The sequence below is a fragment of the Furfurilactobacillus milii genome (assembly GCF_009864005.1).
GTDB lineage: Bacteria > Bacillota > Bacilli > Lactobacillales > Lactobacillaceae > Furfurilactobacillus > Furfurilactobacillus rossiae_B.
The window spans coordinates 7,612-33,741 of record NZ_WEZQ01000004.1 but is presented as its reverse complement, the minus strand read 5'-3'; the positions used below and the strand labels follow the sequence as shown (position 1 = coordinate 33,741).

The window sequence follows — 26,130 nt, the reverse complement described above, 5'->3', positions numbered from 1 at the left end:
CAGCTCCTAAAAAATGGGTTTGTGGTAAACACCATTTTAAAGGAAGCTGATCTTTTTTGTCCGAACAGCGTTCGGATTAATTTTACAATCTACCTATAATCATTAACCGAATTGTTAACAAAATAAACTGTTCAACGGCAGTCCTAAGGTTTCAAATAGCTGTTTTATTAACTTTTCACCAGATCGTACGTAGGAATGGTTGAAATCTACTTTTTAGACTTAAGGCGTACATCTTTAGCTTCCAAAGTTTTAACCTGTGCATCAAATAGTCGAAGCTGTTCGGGACTCTGAGACTCTCTCCACGCACTAATCATTGTTTCAATAGCGTCTTTTTGACTGGTTGCATAGCCAATAATTGACATAGCCTGCAATTGATTCTTGATGTGATTATCTACTCGCACACTGGTGATGTAGCTTACTAATTCGACATCGCTTTTACTATTGTTCATTTCACCTGGCTCAACAGGGTTACTGGGGTGATATTCGTGTCCCCGTGAAATAGTTTTACTATCCTTTTTGTTCTCTGATGACACATTAGGGTTCTTTATCAATCCCGCCATTATTTAGCCCCCGTTCTTTTAATTATTTCTTTTGTTACCCGGTCATACACCCAGCGGACTTTCCTATCAAACTGATCTTTACTAGTAACACCGGTGACGTCATAACGTTTCAATCGTTCCATATTGTGGATTGTTATCGGAAAGATATTCTCTTCTCCAAATTCTTCTATGGCATGCGTAAGCGTGCTCTTATCAATTGGTGCCCCATTCTTCAGCAAAACTGGGAGAATACCCAAGACCTGAAGCCTTGGAGCATGAAAGTCATTAACCACTTGATTCTGCATGTAATCAATGAATCCTTCAGCCCCCTGTAAGGAACGTTCCTGAGTTTGCATGACGATTAAAACCCAATCACTGGCATATAAAGCACTATCAGTTATTAAGCTAATTGTTGGTGGCAAATCCAGCATAATGAAATCGTATTTTTCTTTTAATGGATTGATCAACTTGTCTAAGTATTGTACACGGTCAATATACTCATCTTTAATTTTTTCCATGTAACGAGGATATAATGAAAAATCAGCGCTAGATGGAATGAAATCCACATTATTGTCTAGTCTAATTATCGCCTTGCTTAAGTTCCTGTCTTGAATTGCCTTAAGTAAAGTAACATCAAATGGACTGATCTCTCCAGTAATATTTTCCTTCGTCTTAAAGAACAAGTCAGTTGCATTGGCTTGTGGATCCAAATCAATTAACAAAGTTCGATAACCATTTCGTGCTAAAGCAATGCTAGTCATTGTTGCAGTTGTTGTCTTGCCCGTTCCACCTTTGAAATTTCCTGAAACTAAAATTTTTGCTGTCATCCTAATCACCTCAATAGTCATATGCTAACATATTTTGTATTAAGCATCCATATGTACATATGTTTATATGTAGATATGCTAGCATATAGCAATGTGTATATGCAACTATATCAGCATGCGCATATGCTAATACTTAATGTAAATAATAAGCTGTTATACAGGCATCCTTAATAATATGTTAACATTTTAATATGTGTATATACTTACATACTTTAATACTAACATAACTTAATACAAACATATTAACATGTTCATATGTGATAAAATAAAAACGTTTACAATCCAATCTGTTGGTGTATACTTAACTTCAGGAAAACAAAAAGGCCACCCAGCGTTAGCTGAATAGCCTCATAAGAAAGAAAAGCACCCTAGGGGCCTAATCCTAGGGAACACAGAAACACAAAAAATTTACTTTGTCTATCTGCTATTATAGGGCGTTTTGATGAATTGATCAAGTCCGATGATTGCTTTCCTTGATCGACAGGGAGCCAAGCCTGTGTGTACATAGCCAGCAATGGTAGAGTACCAGCCGAAGTTGAGTAGTTGTGCGGCATGTTGAGAAACACCCATGAGCAACGATGTGATGGACGCTAACGATAAAAGTAGACAGGTCGAGTGTGAGCCGCTGCAGTAGAATCTCACTAGGCCAGGGATCGCCTACCTTAGATTTCTGGCCGAACGTCAGCGACGCGTAGATCGCGGTGGTAAAGCAGTACAATATGTACAGGTTAATTACACGAGGCTCACAATTAAATCGTTATTCAGTGTGTGAGCGCCTGCTAAGGGTGCTTTTTTAGTAGGTTCATTTAACGAGTATAATTAAACAAGGTAGTATAAATGACGGTGATGCTCAATTGCATTTCCAATTTAGTTTTTCCTTTCTTAAAACAAGGGGAAAACTATGGCATTCTGGCTCAAACATCATTACATTCCAGCTGAACATAAAAGTCAACTAAGATTGAAGGTTATTTCATGAAACATGCAAAGGATTCTGGTAAACATGTATATTCAAATCTGGAGCGATTCATCATTATGATAATTATAGTTATTGTGATTATTGGTTTTGGTGTGTGTGCTTTCTGGTTACTGAATCAGATTGGTATAGATGATTAGTGGTTTGAATTTCACAAAGTCACCATAGGTGGTTAAGTGAGGCAAATCAATGTGTTACATAAATGGAACTAACTATACCAATTTTAATTCACAAAGTTGGTAAACTGAAGCGGTGTCAAAGGGGCTACTTTAGCTAAGGTAGGTTATGTAAACTAGAAGTGGTATATTGATTATTTCTTACACGCGTGGTGCTAGTTGATTTTGAACCAGGTATCGATAAAAAGACACTGTTCTAGGCGTGCTTGAAACCCTAAGTATGATCGCGCAGGGTTGTGTTCGATATTAAATAAACAACATAATTGCGAAAATACCGTCTCTATCCTACGCCGTTGGGGTTTTAATAAGGTTTCATCACTTGAACGTTGTTTCATATTTTTACGACATGGTGTCCAAAACCAGATGCCCTTTCTTTTTAAATCGGTATGCAGTTCATGACTGATATACCCTGAATCAGCCAGAATTTTGGCACTGAAATATTGGTTTACTAAGGTTTTTACCAACTTAGCATCATGGATTGAAGCCTTAGTAATGGCGTATGCCACTACAATTCCTGCATTTGTGACCTGAAAATGGCCTTTGAAACCATAAAATCATGTTTTCTTGGTCGCATTATAGCCAATTGAGGCGGTTGGACTAAAAACCTTGGTGCTATGATTGCGGATTGGCTGACACAGAGGCATCGGAATACTATCGATTATGGTATAGGTTGCCGTTGGCAATGCTTCTTGCAGTAAGCCATTTCTAATCATGTTAAACAAAGCTCCGGCTTGCTGACAAATACGGTGGAATCGTGATCTTTCTGGCAGTAACAGCCCCAAACTAGCTAACAAGCGATAAAAGGCTCGCTGATTTTCAATTCCAATGGTAACTTGCCAACACATTAAAGCTAGTACTGTCACATCTTGTAGGATAGCTTGCGTCACATTCTTTCGATGGCGTACAACCGCTGGCACGTATTTGTGGTACAGCGGACTTAGGATTGTTTGCCATTCGAACCATGGGGCTTGTATTCGATTATTACTTTGATTAGACTTAAATTGGTCTGACATACTTAACACTTCTTTGCTCTAGATTGCTTTAAGTGTAAGCCGTCAGGCTTTTTTACTGTCTAAATTTAACTAGCACCACGCGTAGAGGTTGTCTATACCTTTAATTAAAACTCCAACTACGCCCATCAATCTCACCGGCCAACTGCTCCCGGCGCTCGGCTAAATCTTGAACTTCTGGAATTAGAGCTGATAGTAACGCCCGGTCTTCAAATTGGGGCTGCTGGTTGGCCAAATCTTTTAACTGCTCGGTCAGCCAACTTGCTTCTTGCTTTGGTTCAGCCAAGGTCATCGCTTCCTTCCTTTAACATAGCAACTGTCGCTTTTAAGTCAGCATAGTCAGCTTGGTCTTGTTGCAAAGTGCTTAAAATTAATTGACCTTGTTGCTGTTGATTAGCTGGTAATTTGGCAACTAACGCTTGGAGACGTTGTTCAAACCAAGCGAGCCGTGAACTCAATGTATCTGGTGTGGGCTGGGTTAAATAGCGTTGATAAGCAACCAATAATTTTTGTTGCTCAGCATCGCGGAAGTTAGCAAATTGATTAATGGCAAAAATCGGTTGCCACTTCATCCCTGCCATCTGTGCTAAAGCCCGTAACGGTGTCAGTAACGCATCCAAAGTAAACCCGACTTCACCACCAGCTTGAAAAGCTTTTGCTGGCATGCCGGTATTGACCACCACACCAACCGTTTTTCCAGCTAGGGGCTGTTCACTTTGGCCGGCACCTGCTATAAATGGACTTGTCAAAACAGCCGCCATCCAAGCATTTAGACTAGCCGGCACATTATACCAATATAGTGGAAATTGAAAGATAATCCGATCAGCCTCCACCAACAATTCACGTTCTGCAGCCACATCCGGCGTAGTGATTGCATCCAAGTGATGCCAAGTAACATCCGGCAAACCGGCCGCACTAGCCTTTAAAAATTGCTGGGTCTGCGAACTGGCCAACTCTGGATGTGCCACTAAAATTAACGTTTTAATGTCAATCATTCCTTTATTTGCTTCATTTCAGTCAGCTTAGCAGGTTCGCACTGAAAAAACCAGTCTTTACTTCGACTGCCAAATACCATACAAATCACTAGCGAGACTTGGATAAGCAAAGAGTTGCCGATTCAGATCCTGAGCACTAATTTTTTGCGTAATCAGTAACGCCAAAAAATCGACTAATTCGTCTGCATTTTGACTAAGTACCTCAGCTCCCACAATTTGTTCACTGGAGCGATTAACCACTAGCTTCAAAGTTGCCAACTGATCGCCATTACGAGCATAAGCTTGCCAACCACTCAGATCCACGGTCTTAACTTGCAAATTGGAATTTCCGGCCGCTTGTTGCGTGCTGATACCAACTTGTCCTAATTTTGGAATACTGAAAACCGACAAAGCCGGTACTGGATATTTAATTGGAAAAACAACACTCTGGTCCAAATTTTGACCCAGATATTTACCTTGGAACAATTTAATTGCTGATTATTACCGGACTAATGACATGAATAAAATTAAACAGTGGACGTATGACAATGCGATTCAAGGATTAGAGATTCGCGCAGACAAAAAACTGAGTGCTAATGAGTTGAACGAGATGTACAAAAAAGCTAAAAGAAAAAGAACCAATTAGATCTTGAAATGGTTAAAGAAAAGATTAGTAAGAGAACCCAAAATAAACTCAAAGACTTTGTTAAAGATAATTCAGATTTAAAAATTAAGAATCCAATGAATGACGCAGAAAATAAAAACGATCGACCTAATTATTAGGTTGATCGTTTTTTAGCTTATTTGGTTTATGCGCATTAACATAGTCTGCAAATATTTTTAAAAGTTCTTCGGTTTGTTCTACTGATAAATTATCCGCTTGAAAGTATTTTTCTAACAAGGCGCCTTTTTGAATTAACCGCCTGGAACGGGCTTTGCGGGCTTGACGATTTTCATAGTATTTAGATTGTCTTAATTTAAAACCTTCTCGATCAATTTTCTCTTTTAAACGAGCTTTTTGTGCAACCAGTTTTTCGTATTGATTAGCCATCATCATCACCACTTAGTTACAATTGGTTATTTGGTTCATGGTTTAAAATTGTTGCTATTTTTTGAGCGAGGTCTTTAATCTTTTGATTAGACAAATTGGCGTAGTCTAAATTTGATGACTTAATAATTTGCTTGCCAAGATTTTGTTCAATCTTACTTTTTTCAGCTTTGATCTTTTGATTAAGCTGTTTCAATTTAGCTTCTTGCTTTTCCAATGCCGATTGGGTCATATTAACTCCTCCTATCAAATTTATGTATAATTATTTGATATGATAACATTAAATGCAATTAAAGTCAACATAAATATTGAAAAAGTTAAATGTTAGGCGTACACTAAAAGTAAATATAAAGAAATCAGAAGACCTAGTGAAACGAGGTCAATGCGCACTTACACCCCACTAAATTCTTGTGGGGTAAATCGTGATAAAATCCTGTATTAGAAGTCGCCATTGGCGACAACAAAATCAAACCAAAATAAAGGCGGTGATCGACATGGCAATATTCCACATGAGTTTTTCTAATATTAGTGCCGGTAAGGGACGTAGTACCATTGCCAGTGCTGCTTATCGTAGTGGAGAAAAATTATTCGATAATAAAGAGGGTCGAATCTATTTCTATGGGCGGTCCATTATGCCAGAGACCTTTATATTAAAACCAAAAAACGCTCCAGAATGGGCAAATGATAGGCAGAAACTATGGAACGAAGTTGAAAAAAAAGATCGTAAGGCAAACTCACGCTATGCCAAAGAATTTAATGTGGCTTTACCAGTTGAGTTAAGTGCAGATGAGCAAAAGGAATTATTGATTAAATACGTGCAAGAAAACTTTGTTGATGACGGTATGGTCGCTGATGTAGCAATTCATCGCGACCATCCAGATAATCCGCATGCCCATGTGATGTTAACTAACCGGCCATTTAATCCAGACGGAACATGGGGAATTAAGAGCAAGAAGCAATATATTTTAGATGAGGATGGCAATAAGACATATACCGGGACTAGCAAGTACCCTAAGAGTAGAAAGATACTGATGGTTGATTGGGATAAGAAAGAAAAAATAATTGAATGGCGGCACAACTGGGCAGTCAGTGTTAATCAAGTTTTAGAGCAAAAAAACATTCCGGATCGGATCAGTGAAAAATCCTTTGAAGATCAAGGCATAGATGAGGTAGCAACCCAGCACGAAGGAATTAATATCAAACGATATGAACGAAAAGAATTTAATCAACAAGTTAAGAACTATCGCAAGACCAAATCCAGTTATAAAAATAATCAAGAAAAAGCAATCAATAGAGGTCATTTAGATAGCCTAAGTAAACACTTTTCATTCAATGAAAAAAGGTTGGTCAATGAGTTAAGCCATGAATTGAAAACTTATATTAGTTTGGAGAGTTTAGATGACAAACGCCGCATGCTATTTAATTGGAAAAACAGTACCTTAATTAAACACGTAGTTGGGGAAGATGTGGCGAAACAATTATTGACAATTAACCAACAAGAAAGTTCATTAAGAAAGGCTGATGAACTCCTAAACAAAGTGGTCGATCGTACGACGAAAAAGCTTTATCCAGAGCTTGATTTTGAACAGACTACGGCCGCTGAAAGACGAGAATTGATTAAGGAAACCGATAGCGAGCAAACCCTTTTCAAGGGTAGTGAATTAACAGAACGTTTAATGAATATTCGAAATGACTTATTGTCCCAGCAATTATTGACGTTTACCAAGCGTCCATACGTTGGCTTCAAGTTATTAATACAACAAGAAAAGGAAGTCAAAAGCGAACTTAAATATACGCTGATGATCCATGACGATAGCTTAGAAAGTCTAGAACACGTCGATCAAGGACTACTAGAAAAGTATTCACCAGCAGAGCAGCAAAAGATTACGAGGGCAGTCAAAGACCTACGGACAATCATGGCAGTTAAACAAGTCATTCAAACGCAATACCATGAAGTATTGAAAAGAGCCTTTCCCGATGGTGATTTAGATGATCTTTCTCTAGTTAGACAAGAACAGGCTTATACAGCCGTGATGTACTATGATCCAGAATTAAAGCCATTCAAGGCTGAAACAATGGAACAATGGCAAGAAAAACCGCCGAAGGTTTTCAGTACCCAAGAACATCAATTAGGGTTAGCTTATTTGTCGGGGCAGCTTAGCTTAGATCAGTTAGAAAATCATGACTTGCAACGGATCTTAAAACATGACGGGACAAAGCAAATTTTTCTTGGTGAGTGTCAAAGTGATCCCACGATTAAGACTAGCCAAATTGAACAAATCCAAAAGCAGTTAAAAGCACAACAAGCTAAGGACGATCAATACCGAAAAGCCACAATGCGGCATTACGAGCCATTCAACTACAAACCAGTTAGTCCAAGCTACTACTTAAAGACGGCCTTTAGTGATGCCATTATGGTGGCCTTATATGCCCGAGATGAAGACTATCAACGGCAAAAACAAGTCCAAGGCTTAAAAGAGACCGAGTGGGAAATGACCAAGAAACAGCGGCAACATCAAACTAGAAACCAACATGAAGATGGCGGTATGCACTTGTAATCGAAATAAAAAGTGCACAGTTAAGCTTGGTTGAAAGTGGCTGAATAAGGCCAATCAGAGTTAAAACAACAGCTGAATCACAAGGGGTGAATGAACATGACCACTGTTATCTTAGCTGAAAAACCTAGTCAGGCCCGTTCATACGTTCAAGCCTTTCAAAAGAGCACAAAAAAACAGGGTTACTATACGGTTAGCGACCCTGTTTTGCCCGAAAATACACTTGTCACGTATGGTCTCGGGCATTTAGTTGAACTAGCCACACCGGATAAATATGATCAGAAATATCAGCAATGGGCCTTATCTAATTTACCGATTTTCCCCGATAAATACAAGTTTGAAGTGGCAGCTAGTAAAAAGGCACAATTCAAGATCGTTAAAGACTTATTAACGAAAGCCGATACGATTATCGTCGCTATTGATAGTGGCCGAGAGGGTTCTAATATCGCCTAGTCGATCATGAACCAAGCCCAGATTGATGTTAAAAAGAAGACTATTAAACGGCTATGGTTGAATAGTTTGGAAAAAGACGCCATTATAACCGGCTTTAAAAATCTTGGCGATTGGCACAAAGACTACTTGGCGTATAAAGAAGCCCAAACTCGTCAAATTAGCGACTGGTTAATTGGCATGAATGGTAGTCCCTTATATACTTTGTTATTAAGACAAAAAGGGGTACGTGGAGTGTACTCGATTGGTCGCGTGCAGACGCCAACTTTGTATATGGTCTATCAGAGAGATCAACGCATCAAAAATTTTAAGCCCGAACCCTATTTTGAACTGAATGCGGAAATTTTAGCTAATCAGCAAAAATTAGAGGCCAAATTAGACCCCTATCAGCGATTTAAAGACGAATCAGGGCTAATGACATTCATGCAGGATAAACACGTTCAGAAAGGCTTGCAGGGCGGTTTAATCAAGGACGTCCAAAAACAGGCTAAAAAGCGTGCCAGTCCGCAACTATTCTCGCTATCCAGTCTGCAAAGTGCCATGAATAAACGTTATCACGCCAGTGCTAGCCAAACCTTAGCGGCTATTCAAAGTTTATACGAAGGCAAAGGTTCTGGTGCAAAGTTTACTCAGGGAGAGTGCATCCTGTATCATGAATTGAAACTGGAGGTTTTCAGATGACTGATCATTTTAAAGGACGGCAATTCAATCAATCAGTGATTACTTTTGCCGTAGGCTACTACTTGCGTTACAACATCAGTTATCGAGATCTAGTTGAAATGATGCGCGACCGTGGTATTTTCGTGCATCACACAACCCTCATGCGTTGGGTACAACATTACTCACCGATTATGCGGGCTCTATGGCGTAAGCGCCATCGGCGCACTTCCAAAAGTTGGCGTATGGATGAGACCTATATCAAGATCAAAGGTCAATGGAATTACCTCTACCGTGCCATTGATAGTCATGGATTAACACTAGATTTTGAGTTACGTAAACATCGTGATTATCAATCCGCCTATCATTTTTTGAAACGTTTATTGACGACCTATGGTCGTCCTGATTGTCTGGTTACTGATCAATATGCTGGCACTTTAAAGGCTATTAAACAAGTAATTAAAGACGGCTTATTGGTGAAAGCAAATCACCAATGTTCTAAATATCGTAATAATTTGATTGAACAAGATCATCGGTTAATTAAACACGTCTTAGTAAAATCAAGCGGTTTTCAATCACTACGAACTGCGCTAAAAACGCTAAGTGGGATTGAAGTCATGCATCAACTACATAAAGTAAGCCAAAGAGAACCAAGTCTCTTTGGTTTTTCGTCGTCACAATCACTAGTCGAATTATTAGTACAATGATCCGTTCAACAATCGTCCCAATGTATCACAAAGACTATTTTGTTAATTTTGCACCAGAACCCTTTTTATATCATTTGAACTAACACTTTTAAAAGTTGGCCCAATGCTATATTTCATCCTATTAAGTTGATGAAAGATAAATCCATTGCCCTTAATTGCAGAAGCTCCACAATTAATAGCCACATCATAATTAGTTTTACCAATATTTCCAGTAGAACGTGAACATTTAAAATTGTTTACTAAATAATGAATAGATCCATGTTATTCGTAATTATTTTATGACAATTGCGTCCATGCAGCAGAACCAATTGATGGGAACAAGTAGACCAGTCTATTCAGTTCTGCCGGTCCAAACTTAAATTCAATTGCCGGCAATAATGTATTAATGACATTTTCAGCCTGTTCGCTAACCTCTGTCACGCCTACCAAGTGATGTTGCTTATCAAAAACCATTGAATTATCACCTATGGTCTCATTATCAACTTGACGATACCAATCATCTGGTAGGTAGTTAGTTTCAATTTGATAACTCTTTTCCTTACCTTCTTCTATGGAAATACCTGCTTTAGCAATTCGTGGTGATGTGAAGACAACAGATGGAATAACCGGATAGTTAATCGGATCATTGATTTGTCCTGAAAAACGCTTAGATAAGTAAGTCGATTCAAAAATGGCCGTTGGCGTTAACTTAGGTTGTGCTTTATCAATCACGTCTCCTGAAGCATAGATATTATCAACACTTGTTTGTAAATAATCATTTACTTCAATCCCGTGTTGGTTATATTTAACTCCAATTTTGTCCAAACCAATTTTTTCAACATTTGGAATTCGGCCGGTTGCATCCAGAATCCAATCAACAGTTAAGGTGCGACTATCCCCATAGTGGACTTCAACTTGCTCACCAGATTTTTCAAACGAAGAAACACCAGCATTTTTTACAAACTTAACCCCTCTTTTTTCCAAATCTTTGACAACTTGGGCAACATAAGGGTGATAGAAGTTTCGAAGTACCTGATCACCATGCATGAGAACCGTAACATTGGCGCCTGCGGAATTGGCGATAGTCGCAAATTCCATACTAATGTACCCGGAACCAATAATAGCGATCTGTTTCGGCAATTTGGTTAAACTCATAAATGCACGACTATCATGAGCCAATTCGGTTCCTGGAATATCCAAACGGTGTGGCCGCAATCCAGTTGAAATGACAATTTTTTCAGCTGTCTTCGGTTGCCCGTCAACTAATACCGTATGATTATCTTTAAAGGTCCCTTTCCCATGAATCACGTCAATACCGGAAGCCTTAAGTAAGCCGCCAATCATTCCTGGCAAGCCCTTAATGACATCCTGCTTGTGACCCTCACTCTTGGTCCAATTAATGGACAGTTGTCCTTCAACAATGCCTTGAAGCTGCTCGACTTCCCTTGTCAATGCCACAGGTGCATCCAATGTGATTTTTGCGTTACAGCCATAATTCGGACAGGTACCGCCAATCATATCTTCTTCAATAATACCAACCTTGACACCAGAATGTGCAAGGGGAATCGCCCCATCAAAAGTCCCATGACCACTTCCAAGATATAAAACATCATAATTGTATTGATTTGCCATAAAATTGCCTCCAATTTGTGAAATCAACTATCAAACAAGAAAAAATTTTTATCATTTGCACATAACCATCCACGCGGTTATAAGATACAAAAAGGAAAGATACAAAAAACTGGTTGATAACTTACTATACAGCTTAAGTTAGTTTCAATATTGTTAATGACAACCAATTTTTAAACTAACCCTTAATTATGATCGTGATAATGCCATATCACATATATCAAGTTTAAAGCTGCACATCAACGCAAGCAACCATGTTGAGTGGATTTGTACGAGATTTCAATGTGATCTTTTCATTCTTCATATCGGCTCTCAATGGTATCAATTACCTTCTGGCTTCCCTAATCAGTAAATAGTTTACGATCATTTATATTGCTGTTCAAAATTAATGATCGTAATTGATTGGATTATATTGGATGTAAGCTGATTCCTGAGACAACTTTTAAGAGAGCGTATAATGAATAAATCGTCTCTCAAAAGGAAGGAATTTTTACATGCCAACTCGTTACGACAAAGAATTCAAACAAAACATCATCAACCTATATAAACAAGGCGAATCAGCCGCCCAACTGGCCAGAGAATATGGCATTGGCTATTCAACCGTTCATAAGTGGATCCAGGGCCAAGCCAAAACTCAATCCGGTAAATCGCCAGACGAAATTAAAGCGATGGAAAAACGGCTGGCTTCCCTGTCTGAGGAGAACGAAATCCTAAAAAAAGCCCTGGGCTTCCTTGCGCAGAAGTAACCAATATTTTTGATTACATTCACCAAGAAAGCCATAACCACCAGGTAACTAAGATGTGCCGAATCCTCAGTGTTTCCAGAGCTCACTATTATCGTTATCGATCCCCAAAGCCTTCAAAACGCCGGGCCGAAGATGAGGACTTAAAACAACGGATTCTGCGGATCTTTGCGGAAGTCAAGCAGCGATACGGCGTTATGAAGATCCACCATGAATTGAATCTGGAACTTCAACCACTGCAGCGTCGGTGCAGCTCAAGACGGATTTCCCGGCTCATGAAGGAACTGGATATCCACTCCGTTACCGTCAATAAATGGAAAGCGGCTTCGGCTTCCAAAACCAAGGTTGAACAGCGTCCCAACTTGCTTAAGCAGGATTTCTCGACCACTGGTTTAAATCAAAAATGGACCGCTGATATGACCTATATTCAAACGAAGCGTAATGGCTGGTGTTACTTATCAACCATCATGGATCTGCACTCAAGACGAATTATCGGCTATTCATTCTCAAAAAAGATGGATACTGATTTAGTCTTAAAGGCCCTGGAAAGCGCGGTTAAAAATCGAACCATTACTGGGGACCTGATTATCCACACAGACTTAGGATCACAGTACACCAGCGATGATTACAACCAACGGTTAACAGAACTACATATCCGCCACTCTTACAGCCGTAAGGGGTGTCCATACGATAATGCACCGATGGAATCTTTTCATGCTTCCCTCAAAAAGGAATGTGTTTATCCAGTGCCGGTCTTTAAGAATTATGAAACTGCCGCTGCTGTCTTTTTGAATATGTGCATGCTTTCTACAATAGGAAGAGAATTCATAGTTCACTGGGCTACCAGACCCCCTTACAAGTTGAAATCGCAACACTTACGAGCCAAATGGCCGCCTGATTTAATGCTTTCCATGGTTCAAATAAGTTATTAATCACGATTAATGATTTATTTGAGCTGTGGAAGGTAAACGCGGTTCTGAATGTCTCTTAAAACCTGTCTCAAATATTGACTTCAATCCACATTAGCTTTTACCCATATTTTAACACAAAAGCAAACGTATGTTCCCCGGAACCGCTAGAAATCTGATTTAAAATTGTCGAAAGTCAGTTATAGTCATGCTATAATATGGTTAAGAAAAAGGAAGCCCCGCTGATAACAGGACTTCCCATGTAGAGCCGTTTAAGACGGTGACAAATTTATACAGTTTAAATAACCGCTAGCTTGCCAGAGCTAAGGCGGTTATTTTTTTTGCTGACTTTTAATCAGCTCAACAATTAATGCGATCAAGGCTACGATAAAGGTACCGAAAGCCAGCATTAATTGTAAAGCGTCCGCAACGGACACTTAGGCTACTCCTTTCGTTAGGATTTATGGCTTTAAAGGTTAACACCATAAGCACCACCTCGATCGGAAATAGCCACCGCCTTAACTTCTCTACTTGATCTATTATACAGGTAGACTAGCTCTGTAACCAAATATAAAATTAAAGCAAGCACCTACGAAAAAAAGTGCTGCTTTTATTAATTATTGAAAAATTCCCATCTATATTTATAAAAGATTATCGTACCAATTGAAATATTGATTAACTGATCTTCAATTACCCGATTATTTAAGTTCTAAGATGCCTAATATAGATAATTTTAATTATCCATGTAATTTTTGTTGCAATTTATCACCAATGCCATCTACCTTCTTAGCAGTCAAGACGGTGCCACCGATGAGAACACCACCTACAATGAGCGTAGAAGCGATCATAAACTTAAATACACTTTTCAAGACGTCCATAAAATCTCCCTTACTTTTTACTGGTTCGACCAACAACTAATGAAACAATCAGAACTAAAATAATTGCACCAATGATCGATGGTATCAGTGCCATACCAGCTAATGAAGGCCCCCAAGTGCCAAGAAGCCCTTGACCAATCCATGCACCGACCAAGCCCGCTACGATGTTTGCAATCCACCCCATAGCAGCACCACGGTTAGTGATTGCGCCAGCAATTGCACCAATGATTGCTCCGACGATTAATGACCAAATAAGTCCCATAGTTACTCTCTCCTTTAGTTAACACGACTAGATTTATTGTCAGGCGTTACCTTATCAACGCTGTCACTTAATGTTTCCTTCGATTTTTTCGCGCCCTTGCTGACTGCTTCCTTCGTTTTATCTGTAGCATCACTAACGCGATCCTGTAGAGAAATCGAATCTTTTTCATGTTGCTCCTTTGTCTTGACGTCAACAACATTCACATTTACCTCAATTACTTCTAAGTCGGTCATATTCTTTACTTCCCGAACAATAACATTTTTAATCTTATCATACAGTTTAGAAATATCAATGCCGTATTCAGCAATAATGTCGAGATCTACTGCAACCTGCTTTTTTCCAACCTCTACATCAATTCCCGATGTGACGTCGGAAGTATTAACTAGTTTTTCAGCAACATTTGCGAAAAAGCCGCCATCTACGGTTAATAAACCATCTACTTCAGAAAGTGCGATACCAATGATTTTTTGAATAACTTTGTCATCAAATGTTAAATTGCCTTTAATGCCAGACTTTTCGTTGGTTGTTTTTTCACTTGGCGTTCCGTTCTGCATAATTTTTCCTCCTTATAATTCAAACAGCTATTTAAAAACATTTGTTAAGATACCAGTTTTTTGAATATAATAACCCGCAGTAATCCCGATTGCCATAAAAATCAAAACAAAAAGCGTCTTGAAAAATCCAAAAGTGATGATAAGGACCGCTAAGAGCAATCCTATAATTCCACCAATTAGTGGCCAAAAATAAGCTTTAATGAGTTCGGTCACGTTATTACCTCCTAGACAACTCGAGATTGTTGCACATTATCGTCCGACTCATTAAAATCAACGAGTCTGATTTTGATTCTTTTCTGTTCAGAAATTCCAAGACAAATACGCAAATCTTTTTTTAATTGATTGAGAAAATTTGCAGTCTGTTTCTTGGCATTGACTGAATTTAGTAGATCACCCGATATTTTAAGTGTGATCCTTTTCCGTGATAACTTAGCTGATACCTTGGGGTTACCAATAAAGGGTTCATGTTGAAGTGCTGAAAGAGCAAAGTGCTCAATAGCTTTCTTACTGATGGTAACTTGACCATCAGACTTTTGATGAAGATATAATGACTGTGACCGTGGCCAAAAAAGTGTGATAAGCCATAAAATAATTAACACCGCCGCCAGAATTACTCCACTCCAAAAAAGGTATATCGGTTCGTAATGATCTAACCAATCAAACTTTAATGACACGGGGGTGCTAGTGCCAATGGCTGTTGACCAATTCTTAAAGACAAGAACTATGGACAAAGGGAATGCAAGAATGATGACTACTACTATTAAAAGGTAGATTGTAAAATTAATCCGAACGCTGTTCGGACAAAAAAGATCAGCTTCCTTTAAAATGGTGTTTACCACAAACCCATTTTTTAGGAGCTGATCTAACAGAAGAACAGGGGCTTTTAAATAAGTGTCAGAGCTAACTAGCTCAAAAGTTCAGCCTTTAGATCAATGCCAACCTCAAGTGGTCTGAGGCCAGGGTTTTATCCGTTGATCAGATACTCAAAAGGTAGTATAATGGTAGTAGCAAAAGAAAGGAGATGAGACAATCGTGGCAGTTAAGGAAAAGAAACGGGTCCAAGTCAAGATTGATAAAGATTTGGCCGATGATACCGAAGCAGTTTTAAGCGAATTGGGCTTAAATCCAACCACGGCCATTAACATGTTTTACAAGCGGATTGTTGCTAATGGTGCTTTACCTTTTAATGTGTCTTTAAGCGAAGAAGAAAGAGCTAATTTACGCTTTTTAAAGGCGACCGAAGGGACACCAGTCACCGAGTTCAAAGACGCTAAAGAGGTCGCTGATTGGCTCAACGATCCAGATGAGGACTAATGACTTAGTCAGCCTATACGTTAGTTTTGTAGAAACTAACGGTGGTAAGTCTCGGCCAGTTTTAATTCGTCGGGTATCAGAACAGACGGTCGAGGCTTTTAAAATTACTAGTCAGTATGAAAAGAAGTCGGCTTATATCAAGCAACAATATTATCCGATTCAAGATTGGCAATCCACTGGGTTGAAGAAACCTTCCTGGGTCGATCTTGGTAATATTTATCGCTTTCCCAAAGCCGGTTTAAACTTTAAAGAAATCGGTCATTTAAGTAAGCTAGATCAAAATAAAATTTCAGATTTTACGCTTGACCTAAAATCAAAAAGAAGAGGTAAGGGTCAAAAGATAATTCAACAGCGATCAAGTAAAAGGAAGCACAAAGAAAGTAAAGCAGAGCTTACAAAAAGAATTCAAAAACAGTTAAAAGACTTTGCTAAACACAATCCAGAAATTAAGCCAAAAAACAATCCTGAAAATAAAAACGATCGGCCTAGTTATTAGGTTGATCGTTTTTTAATTTATCCGGTTTATGGGCGTTAACATAGTCAGCGAATGTTTTTAAAAGTTCTTCGGTTTGTTCGACCGAGAGGTTATTAGCTTGAAAGTACTTTTCTAATAAAGCCCCTTTTTGAATTAATCGGCGAGAACGGGCTTTGCGGGCTTGCCGATTTTCATAGTATTTAGATTGCCGTAATTTAAAATCTTCCCGCTCAATTTTTTGTTTTAAACGCGCTTGCTGCTCGACTAGTTTTTCATATTGATTAGGCATGGAATTCCCCATCTCCTATGACTAATGATCTGCGGACTTTTCCTTTAAAAACTCGGATACTTTTTTTGATAAGGACTTAATATTGTCATTAGATAAATTAGCATAATCTAAATTGGCTTGACTGATGATTTGTTTACCTAGCCGTTGTTCAATTTTATTTTTTTCGTCCTTAATTTTTTGATTAAGGGCTTTTAATTTAGCTTCTTGTTTTTCTAAGTTACTTTGAGACATAACGATCCCTCCATCATATTAGAAATAATCGCCGAAATTATATCATATAAGAAACATTAAGTCAAAGTATAAAATTTGAAATAGCGAAGCGGAAGGCATACACTAGGTTAAAGTTAAGAGAATCAGAAGACCGAGTGAAACGAGGTTAATGCGCACTTATACCCCACTAAATTCTTGTGGGGTAAATCGTGCTAAAGACTTGTATCAGAAGTCGCCGATGGCGACAACAAAATCAAACCCATAAACCCAAAGAAAGGTGGTGACCGACATGGCAATTTTTCACATGAGCTTTAGTAATATTAGTGCTGGAAAAGGAAGAAGTGCAATTGCTGGAGCAAGTTATCGAAGTGGCGAAAAATTATTCGATCAAAAAGAAGGTCGAAGTTATTTTTATGCTCGGTCGGTTATACCAGAAAGCTTTATTTTGACACCAAAGAATGCGCCAGAATGGGCGAGTGATAGAGAGAAATTATGGAACGAAGTAGAAAGAAAAGACCGTCGAGCAAACTCACGGTACGCTAAAGAGTTTAACGTGGCTCTACCAGTTGAATTAAGTGAAGATGAACAGAAAGAATTATTGACAAAATATGTACAAGAAAATTTTGTTGATGAAGGTATGGTTGCCGATGTGGCAATTCATCGCGATCACCCAGATAATCCGCACGCTCATGTGATGTTAACTAACCGTCCATTTAACCCAGACGGAACTTGGGGAATTAAGAGCAAAAAGCAATATATTTTAGATGATAATGGCAACAAAACATATACCGGAACTAGCAAGTACCCTAAGAGTAGAAAGATACTGATGGTCGATTGGGATACAAGAGAAAAAATAACTGAATGGCGGCACAATTGGGCGGCAAGTGTAAATCAGGCTTTAGAGCAAAAAAATATTCCCGATCGGATCAGCGAAAAATCATTTATCGAGGAGGGAATAGATGATACACCAACTCAACATGAGGGAATCAATAGTAAGCGGCATGAAAGAAAAGAATTTAACCAACAAGTTAAGAACTATCGTAAGTCCAAAGCTGGCTATAAAAATATGCAGGAGAAAGTAGTTAATCGAGGTCATTTAGATAGCCTAAGTAAACACTTCTCGTTTAATGAAAAACGGGTAGTTAAAGAGTTAAGCCATGAACTGAAAACTTATATCAGTTTGGAGAACTTAGATGATAAACGGCGCATGCTATTTAATTGGAAAAACAGCACCTTAATTAAACATGCGGTTGGTGAAGATGTGACTAAACAATTATTGACAATTAACCAACAAGAAAGCTCACTCAAAAAAGCAGATGAACTCTTAAATAAAGTAGTTGATCGCACGACGAAAAAACTTTATCCAGAGCTTAATTTTGAACAGACCACGCAAGCTGAAAGACGAGAATTAATTAAGGAAACCGATAGCGAACAAACAGTTTTCAAGGGTAGTGAATTAAACGAACGTTTAATGAACATTCGTGATGATTTGTTGACCCAACAATTATTGGCCTTTACTAAGCGGCCATACGTTGGCTGGAAGTTATTAATGCAACAAGAAAAGGAAGTCAAAATCGAGCTTAAATATACGCTGATGATTCATGATGATAGCTTAGAAAGTCTAGAACACGTTGATCAAGGTCTACTAGAAAAGTATTCACCAACCGAGCAGCAAAAGATTACTCGCGCAGTCAAAGAATTGCGAACAATCATGGCTGTTAAGCAAGTCATTAAAACGCAATACCATGAAGTATTGAAAAGGGCCTTTCCCAAAGGCGATTTAGATGAATTACCAATGACTAAACAGGAACAAGCCTATACAGCCGTGATGTACTATGATCCTGTTTTAAAGCCATGTCAGGCTGAAACAATTGAACAGTGGCAAGCAAATCCACCACAGGTGTTCAGTCCCCAAGAACATCAACAAGGACTAGCTTATTTATCGGGACAGCTTAGCTTAGATCAGTTAGAAAATCATCACTTACAACGGGTTTTAAAGCATGATGGCACTAAACAACTCTTTTTTGGCGAATGCAAAGCCGATCCGACGATTAAGAACAGTCAGATCGAGAAAATCCAAAAGCAGTTAAAAGGGCAACAAGCCAAGGACGACCAGTACAGAAAAGCAAATATGGGGCATTATCAACCGCTAAATTATAAGCCAGTTAGTCCAGACTATTACTTAAAGACGGCCTTTAGTGATGCGATCATGACTGTTCTATATGCTCGTGATGAAGATTACCAACGGCAAAAGCAAGAACGTGGACTGAAAGAAACCGAGTGGGAAATGACGAAAAAGCAACGGCAACACCAAACTCGAAACCGGCATGAAGATGGGGGCATGCACTTGTAATCACAAAATTAGTGATTGGTTGATCGGTATGAATAGTAGTCCCTTATATACTTTGTTGTTAAGACAAAAAGGAGTACGCGGGGTGTACTCAATTGGTCGCGTGCAGACGCCAACCTTGTGTATGGTCTATCAAAGAGACCAGGCAATCAAAAACTTTAAGCCGGAACCCTATTTTGAACTAAATGCGGAAATTATTGCTAATCAGCAAAAATTCGTCGCAAAATTAGACCCCTATCAGCGATTTAAAGACGAAGCAGGGCTAATGACATTCATGCGAGCTAAACACGTTCATAAAGGCTCGCAGGACGGTTTAATCAAGGACGTCCAAAAACAAGGCAAAAAGCGTGCTAGTCCCCAACTATTCTCACTATCCAGTCTCCAAAGTGCCATGAATAAACGGTATCACGCCAGTGCCAGCCAAACCTTAGCGGCCATTCAAAGTTTATATGAAGCCAAGTTGCTGAGTTATCCCCGAACGGATTGTGCTTATATCACTGATGAAGAATTTGATTATTTAGTGGCTAATCTGACGAAGTATCTGGGTTTGGTCTCTAAGCCAGTCGCTTTAACCAATACCACTCCGAACAAACGCTATGTTGATGGGAAAAAAGTTGAAGAACACTATGCCATTATTATGACTAAAGTCGTGCCGACGAAAGAGAAACTAGCCAGCTTGCCTAAATTACAGCAACAAGTCTATGACTTAGTTTTAAGAACCACATTAGCCATGTTTGCTGATCCTTACGAATATGAAGAGACCACCATTATCACCCAAGTTGGTGCCGCCAATTTTAAAGCAACCGGTAAGGTCCCAACTAAGCAAGGTTGGCAAGCTTTATTTGATGATCACAAAACCGACCAGCAAGAGGCAGCCACCCTACCGATCGTTCACCAAGGCGACCAAGTTCAAGCGAATCTGCAAACACCGCAAAAAAAAACGACACCACCGGTGCCCTTTACCGAAGGTACCTTAATTACGGCAATGAAGACGGCCGGTAAAACACTTGATGATGAAGTAGCCCAGGCGATTCTCAAAGATGTGCAAGGCATTGGGACAAGTGCGACCCGGGCCAATGTGCTGGAAGTGTTAAAGAAACGCGGCTACTTAGTTACTGAAAAGAATAAGTTGCACGTCAGTGAAGCCGGAATCACTTTATGTAAAGCAGTCGAACTCGAACCCTTGCTAACTAGTCCAGAAATGACAGCTAAATGGAAGCAAGCGTTACAACAAATCAGTACCGAAGAACGCACCCCGGATAACTTTTTGAGCCAAATTAAGAAGTTTGTGGCTAAATTGATCGCTGATGTTCCCACGCAATTGACTGGCAGTGCAGCCATTAAGCAACAAATCAATCACCAACAGCAAGCGCAGAAGGCCGCCGAAGTATTCTTAGAAACACCGCAAGCGACCGTTTTAAATAAACAGAAGTTTTACATTGTGAAGCCCAAGCAAGGTGAAGATTTTACCTTACCTAAGAAATGGAGTAGCAAGACGCTCGGGAGAACCGCAATTAAAGCGCTAGTTACCAAGGGTGAAACCAGCAAATTAAAGGGTTTCAAGAGCAAAAAGGGGAAGTCGTTTGACGCCAAGTTAAAGATTGACAACCATAAATTAAGTTTTGATTTTGATTAGAACCTGCCTACCGCCCTGCACTACGTTCCGGTTGGTGAACCCGTCATTTAGGTTCACTTTTACAACCCTAAAAGTAAACCCAAACAACGGGTGAGGTTAGCAAAGCAAAGGAGATCATAAAATGGATAATAAATTAGCAGTCATTGGGAGTGAATTACCAGTTTTACAGGCTAAAGGAACCTACAAGTATTTAAAAGAAATCACTGGTAACGGAGCCTATTATCAAGTGGCTTGGCAAAAATTAGCTGATGGCTACATCGCCCTTTATGGCACGACCCCGATTCAAATCAACGTAGCCCCTATATTGAATGATATTTTTGAAGATGAGGAGGGGTAGACAATGCCGAGTAAAGCAGACGTTAAAGCCTGGAAAGCACAATTAGTCGCCCAAGCCGAACAGCAAATCCTAAAATTAACTGATAGTGACCAATTTAAACAGTATCTCAATACCCTGGCTAAATTTCATCGGTATAGCGCCAGAAACATTGATTTAATTTATGCGCAAAATCCTCAAGCCACTCAAGTCGCTGGTTTTAAGCAATGGCAGACGGCTTTTAACCGCACCGTCAACTGGGGCGCAAAAGCGATTCGGATTGCGGCTCCGATCATTAAGAAGCTAACACCAGCCGAGCAGAAGCATCTTGATACCATCGATGAGCGCGCCATTGTCGGTTATCGCTATCTACCCGTCTTTGACGTGTCACAAACTAGCGGTGAACCAGTGTTAAGTGCTAAAGACTTTGTCAAAGAAAATTTGGCCGATCATCAGAATGTGACAAGCTTATATAACGCGTTCAAAGATTATTTAAACCAGCAAACCGACCTTAAAGTCAGTGAAGTGCCTTTAGAACCTATCTAGTATCTTTTAAGAACTATCTTCAGGAAGGCCAATACAACCATTTGAAGACTGCTGTTAAGGGCACGTTCACAGTTTTTCCAAAGTCGCCGACATTTGTCTAGCCAACTCCATGAACGTTCAATGATCCATCGTTGCGGTAACACCGTGAATGTATGCAACTCGTTGCGTTTAGCTACCGTCGTCTTAGCATTCAAAATGAGCTTCACCTGATCCGCAAAGTCATTGCCAGTGTAGCCACCATCAACCATGACATGCTGAACCAGCTCTAAATTTTGGCTAGCCAAACTTAAACACAGCCAATGCACCTGAACGATCTGATACATTAGCTCGTGTCACGAGAATGGCTTGTGGTAAACCGTTAATATCAACCGCCATATGACGCTTAATCCCTGAAATCTTTTTGCCGCCATCGTAGCCACTATTTTTCGTTAAATCAGTGGTTTTAACACTTTGAGCATCAACAATCACAAACGACGTTCGGGCCGATCGGCCCTGTGCAAAACGATAGGAAGCGGCAGTTTTTTTAAAAGCCTTTCTAATAGCGAATCAGCTGTCGGGTCTGGTTTATCTCGCCACATATCGTAATAGCGGTAGACGGTATGCCATTCCGGGAAATCGTGCGGTAATTCACGCCATTGACACCCTGTAGTAAGCGAGTAAAGGATGGCATTGAATACGTCATAAAGGTCATAACGACGCGGTCTTGTATGCTTACGGAAGTTTTCTAAATCAGGTTGTATTAACGCAAATTGCGCTCGAGAAATATTGCTTGGATAATCTGGCATGACAAACTCCTCAGTCGGTTTTCCACAATTCTACCAGATTCAGCAGATACTAGACAGGTTCTAAGATAAAGTGCCCTTCGGGACGGGTACTGAGAATCAGCTCTTCTGCTTCTTTTGCATCGTGGATTGATGCCTTGGTGATTACATAGCCAAGAACATACCCGTCCTGAGATACGGCAAAATGGCCTTTAAAACCGTAGTAGTAAAACTTTTTGGTTGAGTTATAGCCAATGTTGGCTGTTCCTTCAAACACCTTAGCTCTGCGGTTTCTGATTGGCTGACACAAAGGCATGGGTAGACTGTCAATGATCATATACTGATCGGACAGATCGACTCTTGACTTCAGATCGTTGACGATCTGAGCAGTGATGCCGAGAAGCGCTCTAGCCCTGCGATTAAAACGAGACCTAGAAAGACCACAAAGTCCCCAGCAACGGGCAAATCTGCGCTGAGAAGATATACCTTCCTCAGCTTGCCAGACAAGTAATGCAATGATTTCGTAGTCTGGAACCTTTACCAGACTGGCATTGCGGCGGTGAGTTAACCCAGATGGGGCGTACTTGTAATAAAGTTTCTTGCAGATTTTCGACAAAGTTCTAAATTCTACTTGCAAACGGTGACTATAACGTTCATACCGATATTGCAACTAGACTTAATGATTATTATAATATGCATTATTAAGTATAGAGTTATTACTTAATAGAGATGAGATAGAGAGGGAAAAACATGAACATCAGATTGTTAAGCTGGCTATCCTTCCAGCATCACTGCTTGCCAGCATCACTGCTTGCTTTATCACAAACAGGCCTGCCAAGCGCTACCGGGGACGCATTGACCACGGCAGCTGTTGGCAGCACGGCAGCTGTAGCGCAAACTGCCAAAAATGCTGATGTAGCAACCACCGCGGCGACTGCTGAAAAGGCAGCAGGGGACGGCGCCCTTGGTGAAGGCTGGGGAGTAATCCCAGGTATCCCAAGCAAGCCAGGAGTTCCAGGTAAGCCAGGCGTGCCGGGCAAGCCTGGCATTCCAGGCAAGCCGGGCATCCCAGGCTACGGGTCTCTTGCATCAACTGCAGCTACCGCGGCTACGGCAGCGACTGCAGCCAAGGCTGTTAAGGTTAAGTAGCCCCCATTACTTCAAAGGGGGTGTTGATTTATCAACCAGACAATTTTTGAAATATCACTTACGGGCGTAATCATTTATCTGCTCTGGGTCTTCTTGCTTCTGGCCGCCGGGCAAAACGGCAAGTCAATTGAGCTTGAGCCCCTGTTAGCCAAGGGCTACCAGTTGATCCTGCTGGTTCCGGCCATGAATGAAGAAGGCATCATCGAGCAGACTATGCGCCTGTTTTTAAGGGAAACAGCGAATTTGCCCAATGTAAAAATGGTCATCATCGATGACGCGTCCAGTGACGACACGGCCTTGCTGGTCAAAAATTTTAGCAAGCAGGCTGGCGGCAGGATTCAGCTACTGCAACGGCAGCTGCCCCAGGCCCAGACAGGCAAGGGCAATGCTCTTAACTGGGCCTACCAGCAAGTTATTCTGGACAGCAGGGACCGGGATCATTTGATCTGCGGCGTTTTGGACGCGGATGCCTACATGGCGGAAGAAAGCTACCAGAAGGTTATCCAGTATTTTGCCCAGGATGAAAAACTGGACCTGCTCCAGACCAGGGTGGGGATGCTGGAGACCAGAAACTGGCTGCAGACCATGCAGGACATTGAGTTCACGGTCATCAACGACTTGATTCAGAACACCAGAAACCGCTTAGGCAACGCGGCGGCTTCCGGCAATGGCCAGTTTATCCGGGTTTCCTCGGTGACGGCTCAGCGGCCATGGGGCAACGCCTTGCTGGAAGACTTTGAGTTCAGTACCCGCTTTTTAATGGAGGGAAAGAAGACTTTGTATGCCGAGGATGCGGTGGTTTATCAAGAGGCCATCGACAAACTCCGTCCCTTTATTAAGCAGCGGGCCAGATGGACGCAAGGGGGGCTTGACTGCCTATTTGGCTACTGGATCCGGGTGCTGCGGAGTCCTTTTATCAATTTGCCAGCTAAGGCGGAGATGACTTTTTACATGCTGATACCTTTTGTCACGCTATTTACGGGTATCGCCAGCCTGGCTGTCTTCGTCTTCACCTTGGGCAATTTCGATGACTACTGGCGGCTCTTAGCGGTGATCGTGGGGATTAATTTGCCCTTTAACGCCTACATCATCGTGCAGTACCAGTGGGCAAGCCATACCAGGCAATATGGCTTGCTGGTTTGGACCGTGATAACTTTTGCTATTTACAATTACTTGCTTTACCCAGCGATCGTGATCGCTTTTTGTAAAAAAATTAGCGGGCGGACTAACTGGGTTAAGACGACACATGGAATTAAGAGAAAAATCGGGAGGAAAGTCTCATGAAAAAATGGAAGTCAACTTTAATAGTGGCTAGTGCCACTTTAGGGATGTTCTTTGCCTTTGGCAGCAGCGTTAGCGTTAAGGCTGATGATGTAAACGACGCGGCTAACACGACTGCCGTGCAAGTGCAAAACACGCAAACTGCAACTGAACAGACTACTAGCACTAGTTCTGACACGGCTGCTACTGCAAGCCAAGCTACTGAAGCAACGACTGCCAGCAAAGCGACTACTGCAAGCCAAGCTACTGCAAGCCAAGCTACTGAAGCAACGACTGCCAGCGAAGCGACTACTGCAAGCCAGGCTACTGAAGCGACTACTGCAAGCCAGGCTACTGAAGCAACGACTGCCAGCGAAGCGACTACTGCAAGCCAGGCTACTGAAGCAACGACTGCCAGCGAAGCGACTACTGCAAGCCAAGCTACTGAAGCAACGACTGCCAGCGAAGCGACTACTGCAAGCCAAGCTGCTGAAGCTACTACTGCCGACATGGCAAGCAAGGCTGAAACCGCGGCAACTTCAGAGAAGTTAGCTAGCGATCTGGCTGAAACTGCTGCTACTGCAGGTACTGCCGAAACTGCAGAAACTGCAGCCACTGCAGCCACTGCACCAACCGCCGGCACTGCTGGTACTGCCGGTACTGCCGGTACTGCTGGTACTGCCGGTACTGCCGGTACTGCCGGTACTGCCGGCACTGCTGGTACTGCCGGTACCGCCGGCACTGCCGGTACTGCTGGTACTGCCGGCACTGCTGGTACTGCCGGCACTGCCGAAACCGCCCCAACTGCACCTACGGCCCCAACTGCACCTACGGCACCAACTGCGCCTACGGCACCAACTGCGCCTACGGCACCAACTGCGCCTACGGCACCAACTGCGCCTACGGCACCAACTGCGCCTACGGCACCAACTGCGCCTACGGCACCAACTGCGCCTAC

The 26,130-nt window shown here is 41.0% G+C and carries 27 protein-coding genes and 7 pseudogenes; 15 read left to right on the top strand and 19 right to left on the bottom strand.

Going from position 1 to position 26,130, the window contains the following annotated elements; genetic code table 11:
• Window positions 1–206 precede the first annotated feature (206 nt).
• From GB993_RS02780 to GB993_RS02750, 6 genes and pseudogenes are all read right to left on the bottom strand, one after another.
• Complete coding sequence (locus GB993_RS02780) at window positions 207–560, bottom strand: DUF5388 domain-containing protein (protein ID WP_161003002.1); 354 nt, start codon at window positions 558–560, stop codon at window positions 207–209.
• Window positions 560–1,366 (bottom strand): ParA family protein, encoded by an 807-nt coding sequence (locus GB993_RS02775; protein WP_161003001.1) that lies wholly within the window; start codon window positions 1,364–1,366, stop codon window positions 560–562. Before GB993_RS02775 ends, GB993_RS02780 begins: the two co-directional genes overlap by 1 nt.
• Before the next feature lie 1,304 nt (window positions 1,367–2,670).
• Window positions 2,671–3,528 (bottom strand): annotated as a pseudogene (locus GB993_RS13260) (IS982 family transposase).
• 100 nt (window positions 3,529–3,628) lie between these two features.
• Window positions 3,629–3,811: a hypothetical protein gene (locus GB993_RS02760; RefSeq protein ID WP_238331583.1), complete on the bottom strand. Its 183-nt coding sequence runs from the start codon at window positions 3,809–3,811 to the stop codon at window positions 3,629–3,631.
• On the bottom strand, window positions 3,804–4,520 hold the full coding sequence (locus tag GB993_RS02755) for an NAD(P)H-dependent oxidoreductase (RefSeq protein ID WP_162854028.1): 717 nt from the start codon (window positions 4,518–4,520) through the stop codon (window positions 3,804–3,806). The genes GB993_RS02760 and GB993_RS02755 overlap by 8 nt, the downstream gene beginning before the upstream one ends.
• A 57-nt stretch (window positions 4,521–4,577) precedes the next feature.
• On the bottom strand, window positions 4,578–4,955 hold the full coding sequence (locus tag GB993_RS02750; protein WP_161002998.1) for an NAD(P)/FAD-dependent oxidoreductase: 378 nt from the start codon (window positions 4,953–4,955) through the stop codon (window positions 4,578–4,580).
• Window positions 4,956–4,977: 22 nt separating this feature from the next.
• Between GB993_RS02750 and GB993_RS13030 the strand changes: the two are divergent.
• Window positions 4,978–5,145 (top strand): annotated as a pseudogene (locus tag GB993_RS13030) (filamentation induced by cAMP protein fic); the annotation flags it as partial.
• A 126-nt stretch (window positions 5,146–5,271) separates the two neighbouring features.
• Here GB993_RS13030 and GB993_RS02745 read toward each other — a convergent pair.
• Together GB993_RS02745 and GB993_RS02740 are read right to left on the bottom strand one after the other, a co-directional pair.
• Window positions 5,272–5,550: a hypothetical protein gene (locus GB993_RS02745; RefSeq protein ID WP_161002997.1), complete on the bottom strand. Its 279-nt coding sequence runs from the start codon at window positions 5,548–5,550 to the stop codon at window positions 5,272–5,274.
• A gap of 16 nt (window positions 5,551–5,566) precedes the next feature.
• The gene (locus GB993_RS02740) at window positions 5,567–5,779 is read right to left on the bottom strand and encodes a hypothetical protein (RefSeq protein ID WP_039107816.1); all 213 of its coding nucleotides are present in this window, start codon (window positions 5,777–5,779) and stop codon (window positions 5,567–5,569) included.
• Between the two features lie 262 nt (window positions 5,780–6,041).
• Here GB993_RS02740 and mobQ (GB993_RS02735) point away from each other — a divergent pair, with 262 nt between their 5' ends.
• The 3 genes and pseudogenes from mobQ (GB993_RS02735) to GB993_RS02725 all read left to right on the top strand — a co-directional run bounded on the left by mobQ (GB993_RS02735) (window position 6,042) and on the right by GB993_RS02725 (window position 9,916).
• Complete coding sequence (gene mobQ / locus GB993_RS02735; RefSeq protein WP_161002996.1) at window positions 6,042–8,105, top strand: MobQ family relaxase; 2,064 nt, start codon at window positions 6,042–6,044, stop codon at window positions 8,103–8,105.
• A gap of 96 nt (window positions 8,106–8,201) precedes the next feature.
• A pseudogene (locus GB993_RS02730) lies at window positions 8,202–9,161 on the top strand (DNA topoisomerase); the annotation flags it as partial.
• A gap of 68 nt (window positions 9,162–9,229) precedes the next feature.
• The gene (locus tag GB993_RS02725) at window positions 9,230–9,916 is read left to right on the top strand and encodes an IS6 family transposase (RefSeq protein WP_161002995.1); all 687 of its coding nucleotides are present in this window, start codon (window positions 9,230–9,232) and stop codon (window positions 9,914–9,916) included.
• Window positions 9,917–10,192: 276 nt separating this feature from the next.
• On the opposite strand, the gene GB993_RS02720 is transcribed toward GB993_RS02725, so the two are convergent.
• Window positions 10,193–11,527 carry a dihydrolipoyl dehydrogenase family protein gene (locus GB993_RS02720; RefSeq protein WP_161002994.1) on the bottom strand — a complete coding sequence of 445 codons (1,335 nt, stop codon included), beginning with the start codon at window positions 11,525–11,527 and terminating at the stop codon, window positions 10,193–10,195.
• 491 nt (window positions 11,528–12,018) lie between these two features.
• On the opposite strand from GB993_RS02720, the gene GB993_RS02715 reads away from it, so the two are divergent.
• Both GB993_RS02715 and GB993_RS13025 read left to right on the top strand, forming a co-directional pair.
• Window positions 12,019–12,270: an IS3 family transposase gene (locus tag GB993_RS02715; protein WP_002816285.1), complete on the top strand. Its 252-nt coding sequence runs from the start codon at window positions 12,019–12,021 to the stop codon at window positions 12,268–12,270.
• A 5-nt stretch (window positions 12,271–12,275) separates the two neighbouring features.
• Entirely contained in the window at window positions 12,276–13,199 is a 924-nt protein-coding gene (locus tag GB993_RS13025; protein ID WP_347877340.1) for an IS3 family transposase, read from the top strand.
• A gap of 308 nt (window positions 13,200–13,507) precedes the next feature.
• Here GB993_RS13025 and GB993_RS02700 read toward each other — a convergent pair whose 3' ends face one another.
• The 6 genes from GB993_RS02700 to amaP form a co-directional block, all read right to left on the bottom strand.
• Entirely contained in the window at window positions 13,508–13,585 is a 78-nt protein-coding gene (locus GB993_RS02700) for a putative holin-like toxin (RefSeq protein ID WP_076661461.1), read from the bottom strand.
• A gap of 327 nt (window positions 13,586–13,912) precedes the next feature.
• Window positions 13,913–14,053: a hypothetical protein gene (locus GB993_RS12905; RefSeq protein WP_120247200.1), complete on the bottom strand. Its 141-nt coding sequence runs from the start codon at window positions 14,051–14,053 to the stop codon at window positions 13,913–13,915.
• 10 nt (window positions 14,054–14,063) lie between these two features.
• Window positions 14,064–14,315 carry a GlsB/YeaQ/YmgE family stress response membrane protein gene (locus GB993_RS02695; protein WP_057871006.1) on the bottom strand — a complete coding sequence of 84 codons (252 nt, stop codon included), beginning with the start codon at window positions 14,313–14,315 and terminating at the stop codon, window positions 14,064–14,066.
• A 14-nt stretch (window positions 14,316–14,329) separates the two neighbouring features.
• Window positions 14,330–14,869: an Asp23/Gls24 family envelope stress response protein gene (locus GB993_RS02690; protein ID WP_161002993.1), complete on the bottom strand. Its 540-nt coding sequence runs from the start codon at window positions 14,867–14,869 to the stop codon at window positions 14,330–14,332.
• A gap of 27 nt (window positions 14,870–14,896) precedes the next feature.
• Complete coding sequence (locus tag GB993_RS02685; RefSeq protein WP_025014030.1) at window positions 14,897–15,082, bottom strand: DUF2273 domain-containing protein; 186 nt, start codon at window positions 15,080–15,082, stop codon at window positions 14,897–14,899.
• An 11-nt stretch (window positions 15,083–15,093) separates the two neighbouring features.
• Window positions 15,094–15,654 carry an alkaline shock response membrane anchor protein AmaP gene (amaP, locus tag GB993_RS02680; RefSeq protein ID WP_161003003.1) on the bottom strand — a complete coding sequence of 187 codons (561 nt, stop codon included), beginning with the start codon at window positions 15,652–15,654 and terminating at the stop codon, window positions 15,094–15,096.
• A 247-nt stretch (window positions 15,655–15,901) separates the two neighbouring features.
• On the opposite strand from amaP, the gene GB993_RS02675 reads away from it, so the two are divergent.
• Both GB993_RS02675 and GB993_RS02670 read left to right on the top strand, forming a co-directional pair.
• Complete coding sequence (locus GB993_RS02675) at window positions 15,902–16,183, top strand: type II toxin-antitoxin system RelB/DinJ family antitoxin (RefSeq protein WP_003646131.1); 282 nt, start codon at window positions 15,902–15,904, stop codon at window positions 16,181–16,183.
• On the top strand, window positions 16,173–16,679 hold the full coding sequence (locus GB993_RS02670) for a hypothetical protein (protein ID WP_161002992.1): 507 nt from the start codon (window positions 16,173–16,175) through the stop codon (window positions 16,677–16,679). The genes GB993_RS02675 and GB993_RS02670 overlap by 11 nt, the downstream gene beginning before the upstream one ends.
• Here GB993_RS02670 and GB993_RS02665 read toward each other — a convergent pair.
• Together GB993_RS02665 and GB993_RS02660 are read right to left on the bottom strand one after the other, a co-directional pair.
• A complete protein-coding gene (locus tag GB993_RS02665; protein ID WP_056993345.1) occupies window positions 16,669–16,947 on the bottom strand; it encodes a hypothetical protein in 279 nt (92 codons plus the stop codon). The two genes, GB993_RS02670 and GB993_RS02665, sit on opposite strands and share 11 nt — an antisense overlap.
• Before the next feature lie 21 nt (window positions 16,948–16,968).
• A complete protein-coding gene (locus tag GB993_RS02660; protein ID WP_161002991.1) occupies window positions 16,969–17,178 on the bottom strand; it encodes a hypothetical protein in 210 nt (69 codons plus the stop codon).
• A gap of 268 nt (window positions 17,179–17,446) precedes the next feature.
• Here GB993_RS02660 and mobQ (GB993_RS02655) point away from each other — a divergent pair, with 268 nt between their 5' ends.
• From mobQ (GB993_RS02655) to GB993_RS02640, 4 genes and pseudogenes are all read left to right on the top strand, one after another.
• Window positions 17,447–19,510 (top strand): MobQ family relaxase, encoded by a 2,064-nt coding sequence (gene mobQ / locus GB993_RS02655; protein WP_161002990.1) that lies wholly within the window; start codon window positions 17,447–17,449, stop codon window positions 19,508–19,510.
• 4 nt (window positions 19,511–19,514) lie between these two features.
• Window positions 19,515–21,143: pseudogene (locus GB993_RS02650) on the top strand (DNA topoisomerase); the annotation flags it as partial.
• Window positions 21,144–21,264: 121 nt separating this feature from the next.
• A complete protein-coding gene (locus tag GB993_RS02645; RefSeq protein WP_004466187.1) occupies window positions 21,265–21,480 on the top strand; it encodes a hypothetical protein in 216 nt (71 codons plus the stop codon).
• A gap of 3 nt (window positions 21,481–21,483) precedes the next feature.
• Window positions 21,484–21,990, top strand: a pseudogene (locus tag GB993_RS02640) (ArdC-like ssDNA-binding domain-containing protein); the annotation flags it as partial.
• Window positions 21,991–21,998: 8 nt separating this feature from the next.
• Here the strand turns inward: GB993_RS02640 and GB993_RS02635 are convergent.
• Both GB993_RS02635 and GB993_RS02630 read right to left on the bottom strand, forming a co-directional pair.
• Window positions 21,999–22,787 (bottom strand): annotated as a pseudogene (locus GB993_RS02635) (IS5 family transposase).
• A 61-nt stretch (window positions 22,788–22,848) separates the two neighbouring features.
• Window positions 22,849–23,433: pseudogene (locus GB993_RS02630) on the bottom strand (IS982 family transposase); the annotation flags it as partial.
• An 80-nt stretch (window positions 23,434–23,513) separates the two neighbouring features.
• Between GB993_RS02630 and GB993_RS13020 the strand changes: the two are divergent.
• The 3 genes from GB993_RS13020 to GB993_RS13015 all read left to right on the top strand — a co-directional run.
• A complete protein-coding gene (locus tag GB993_RS13020) occupies window positions 23,514–23,912 on the top strand; it encodes a hypothetical protein (RefSeq protein WP_238331584.1) in 399 nt (132 codons plus the stop codon).
• A 93-nt stretch (window positions 23,913–24,005) separates the two neighbouring features.
• Window positions 24,006–25,196 (top strand): glycosyltransferase family 2 protein, encoded by a 1,191-nt coding sequence (locus tag GB993_RS02620; RefSeq protein WP_161002988.1) that lies wholly within the window; start codon window positions 24,006–24,008, stop codon window positions 25,194–25,196.
• The coding region (locus tag GB993_RS13015) for a hypothetical protein (RefSeq protein WP_238331579.1) at window positions 25,193–26,130 on the top strand (938 nt) is incomplete at its 3' end. The genes GB993_RS02620 and GB993_RS13015, both read left to right, overlap by 4 nt.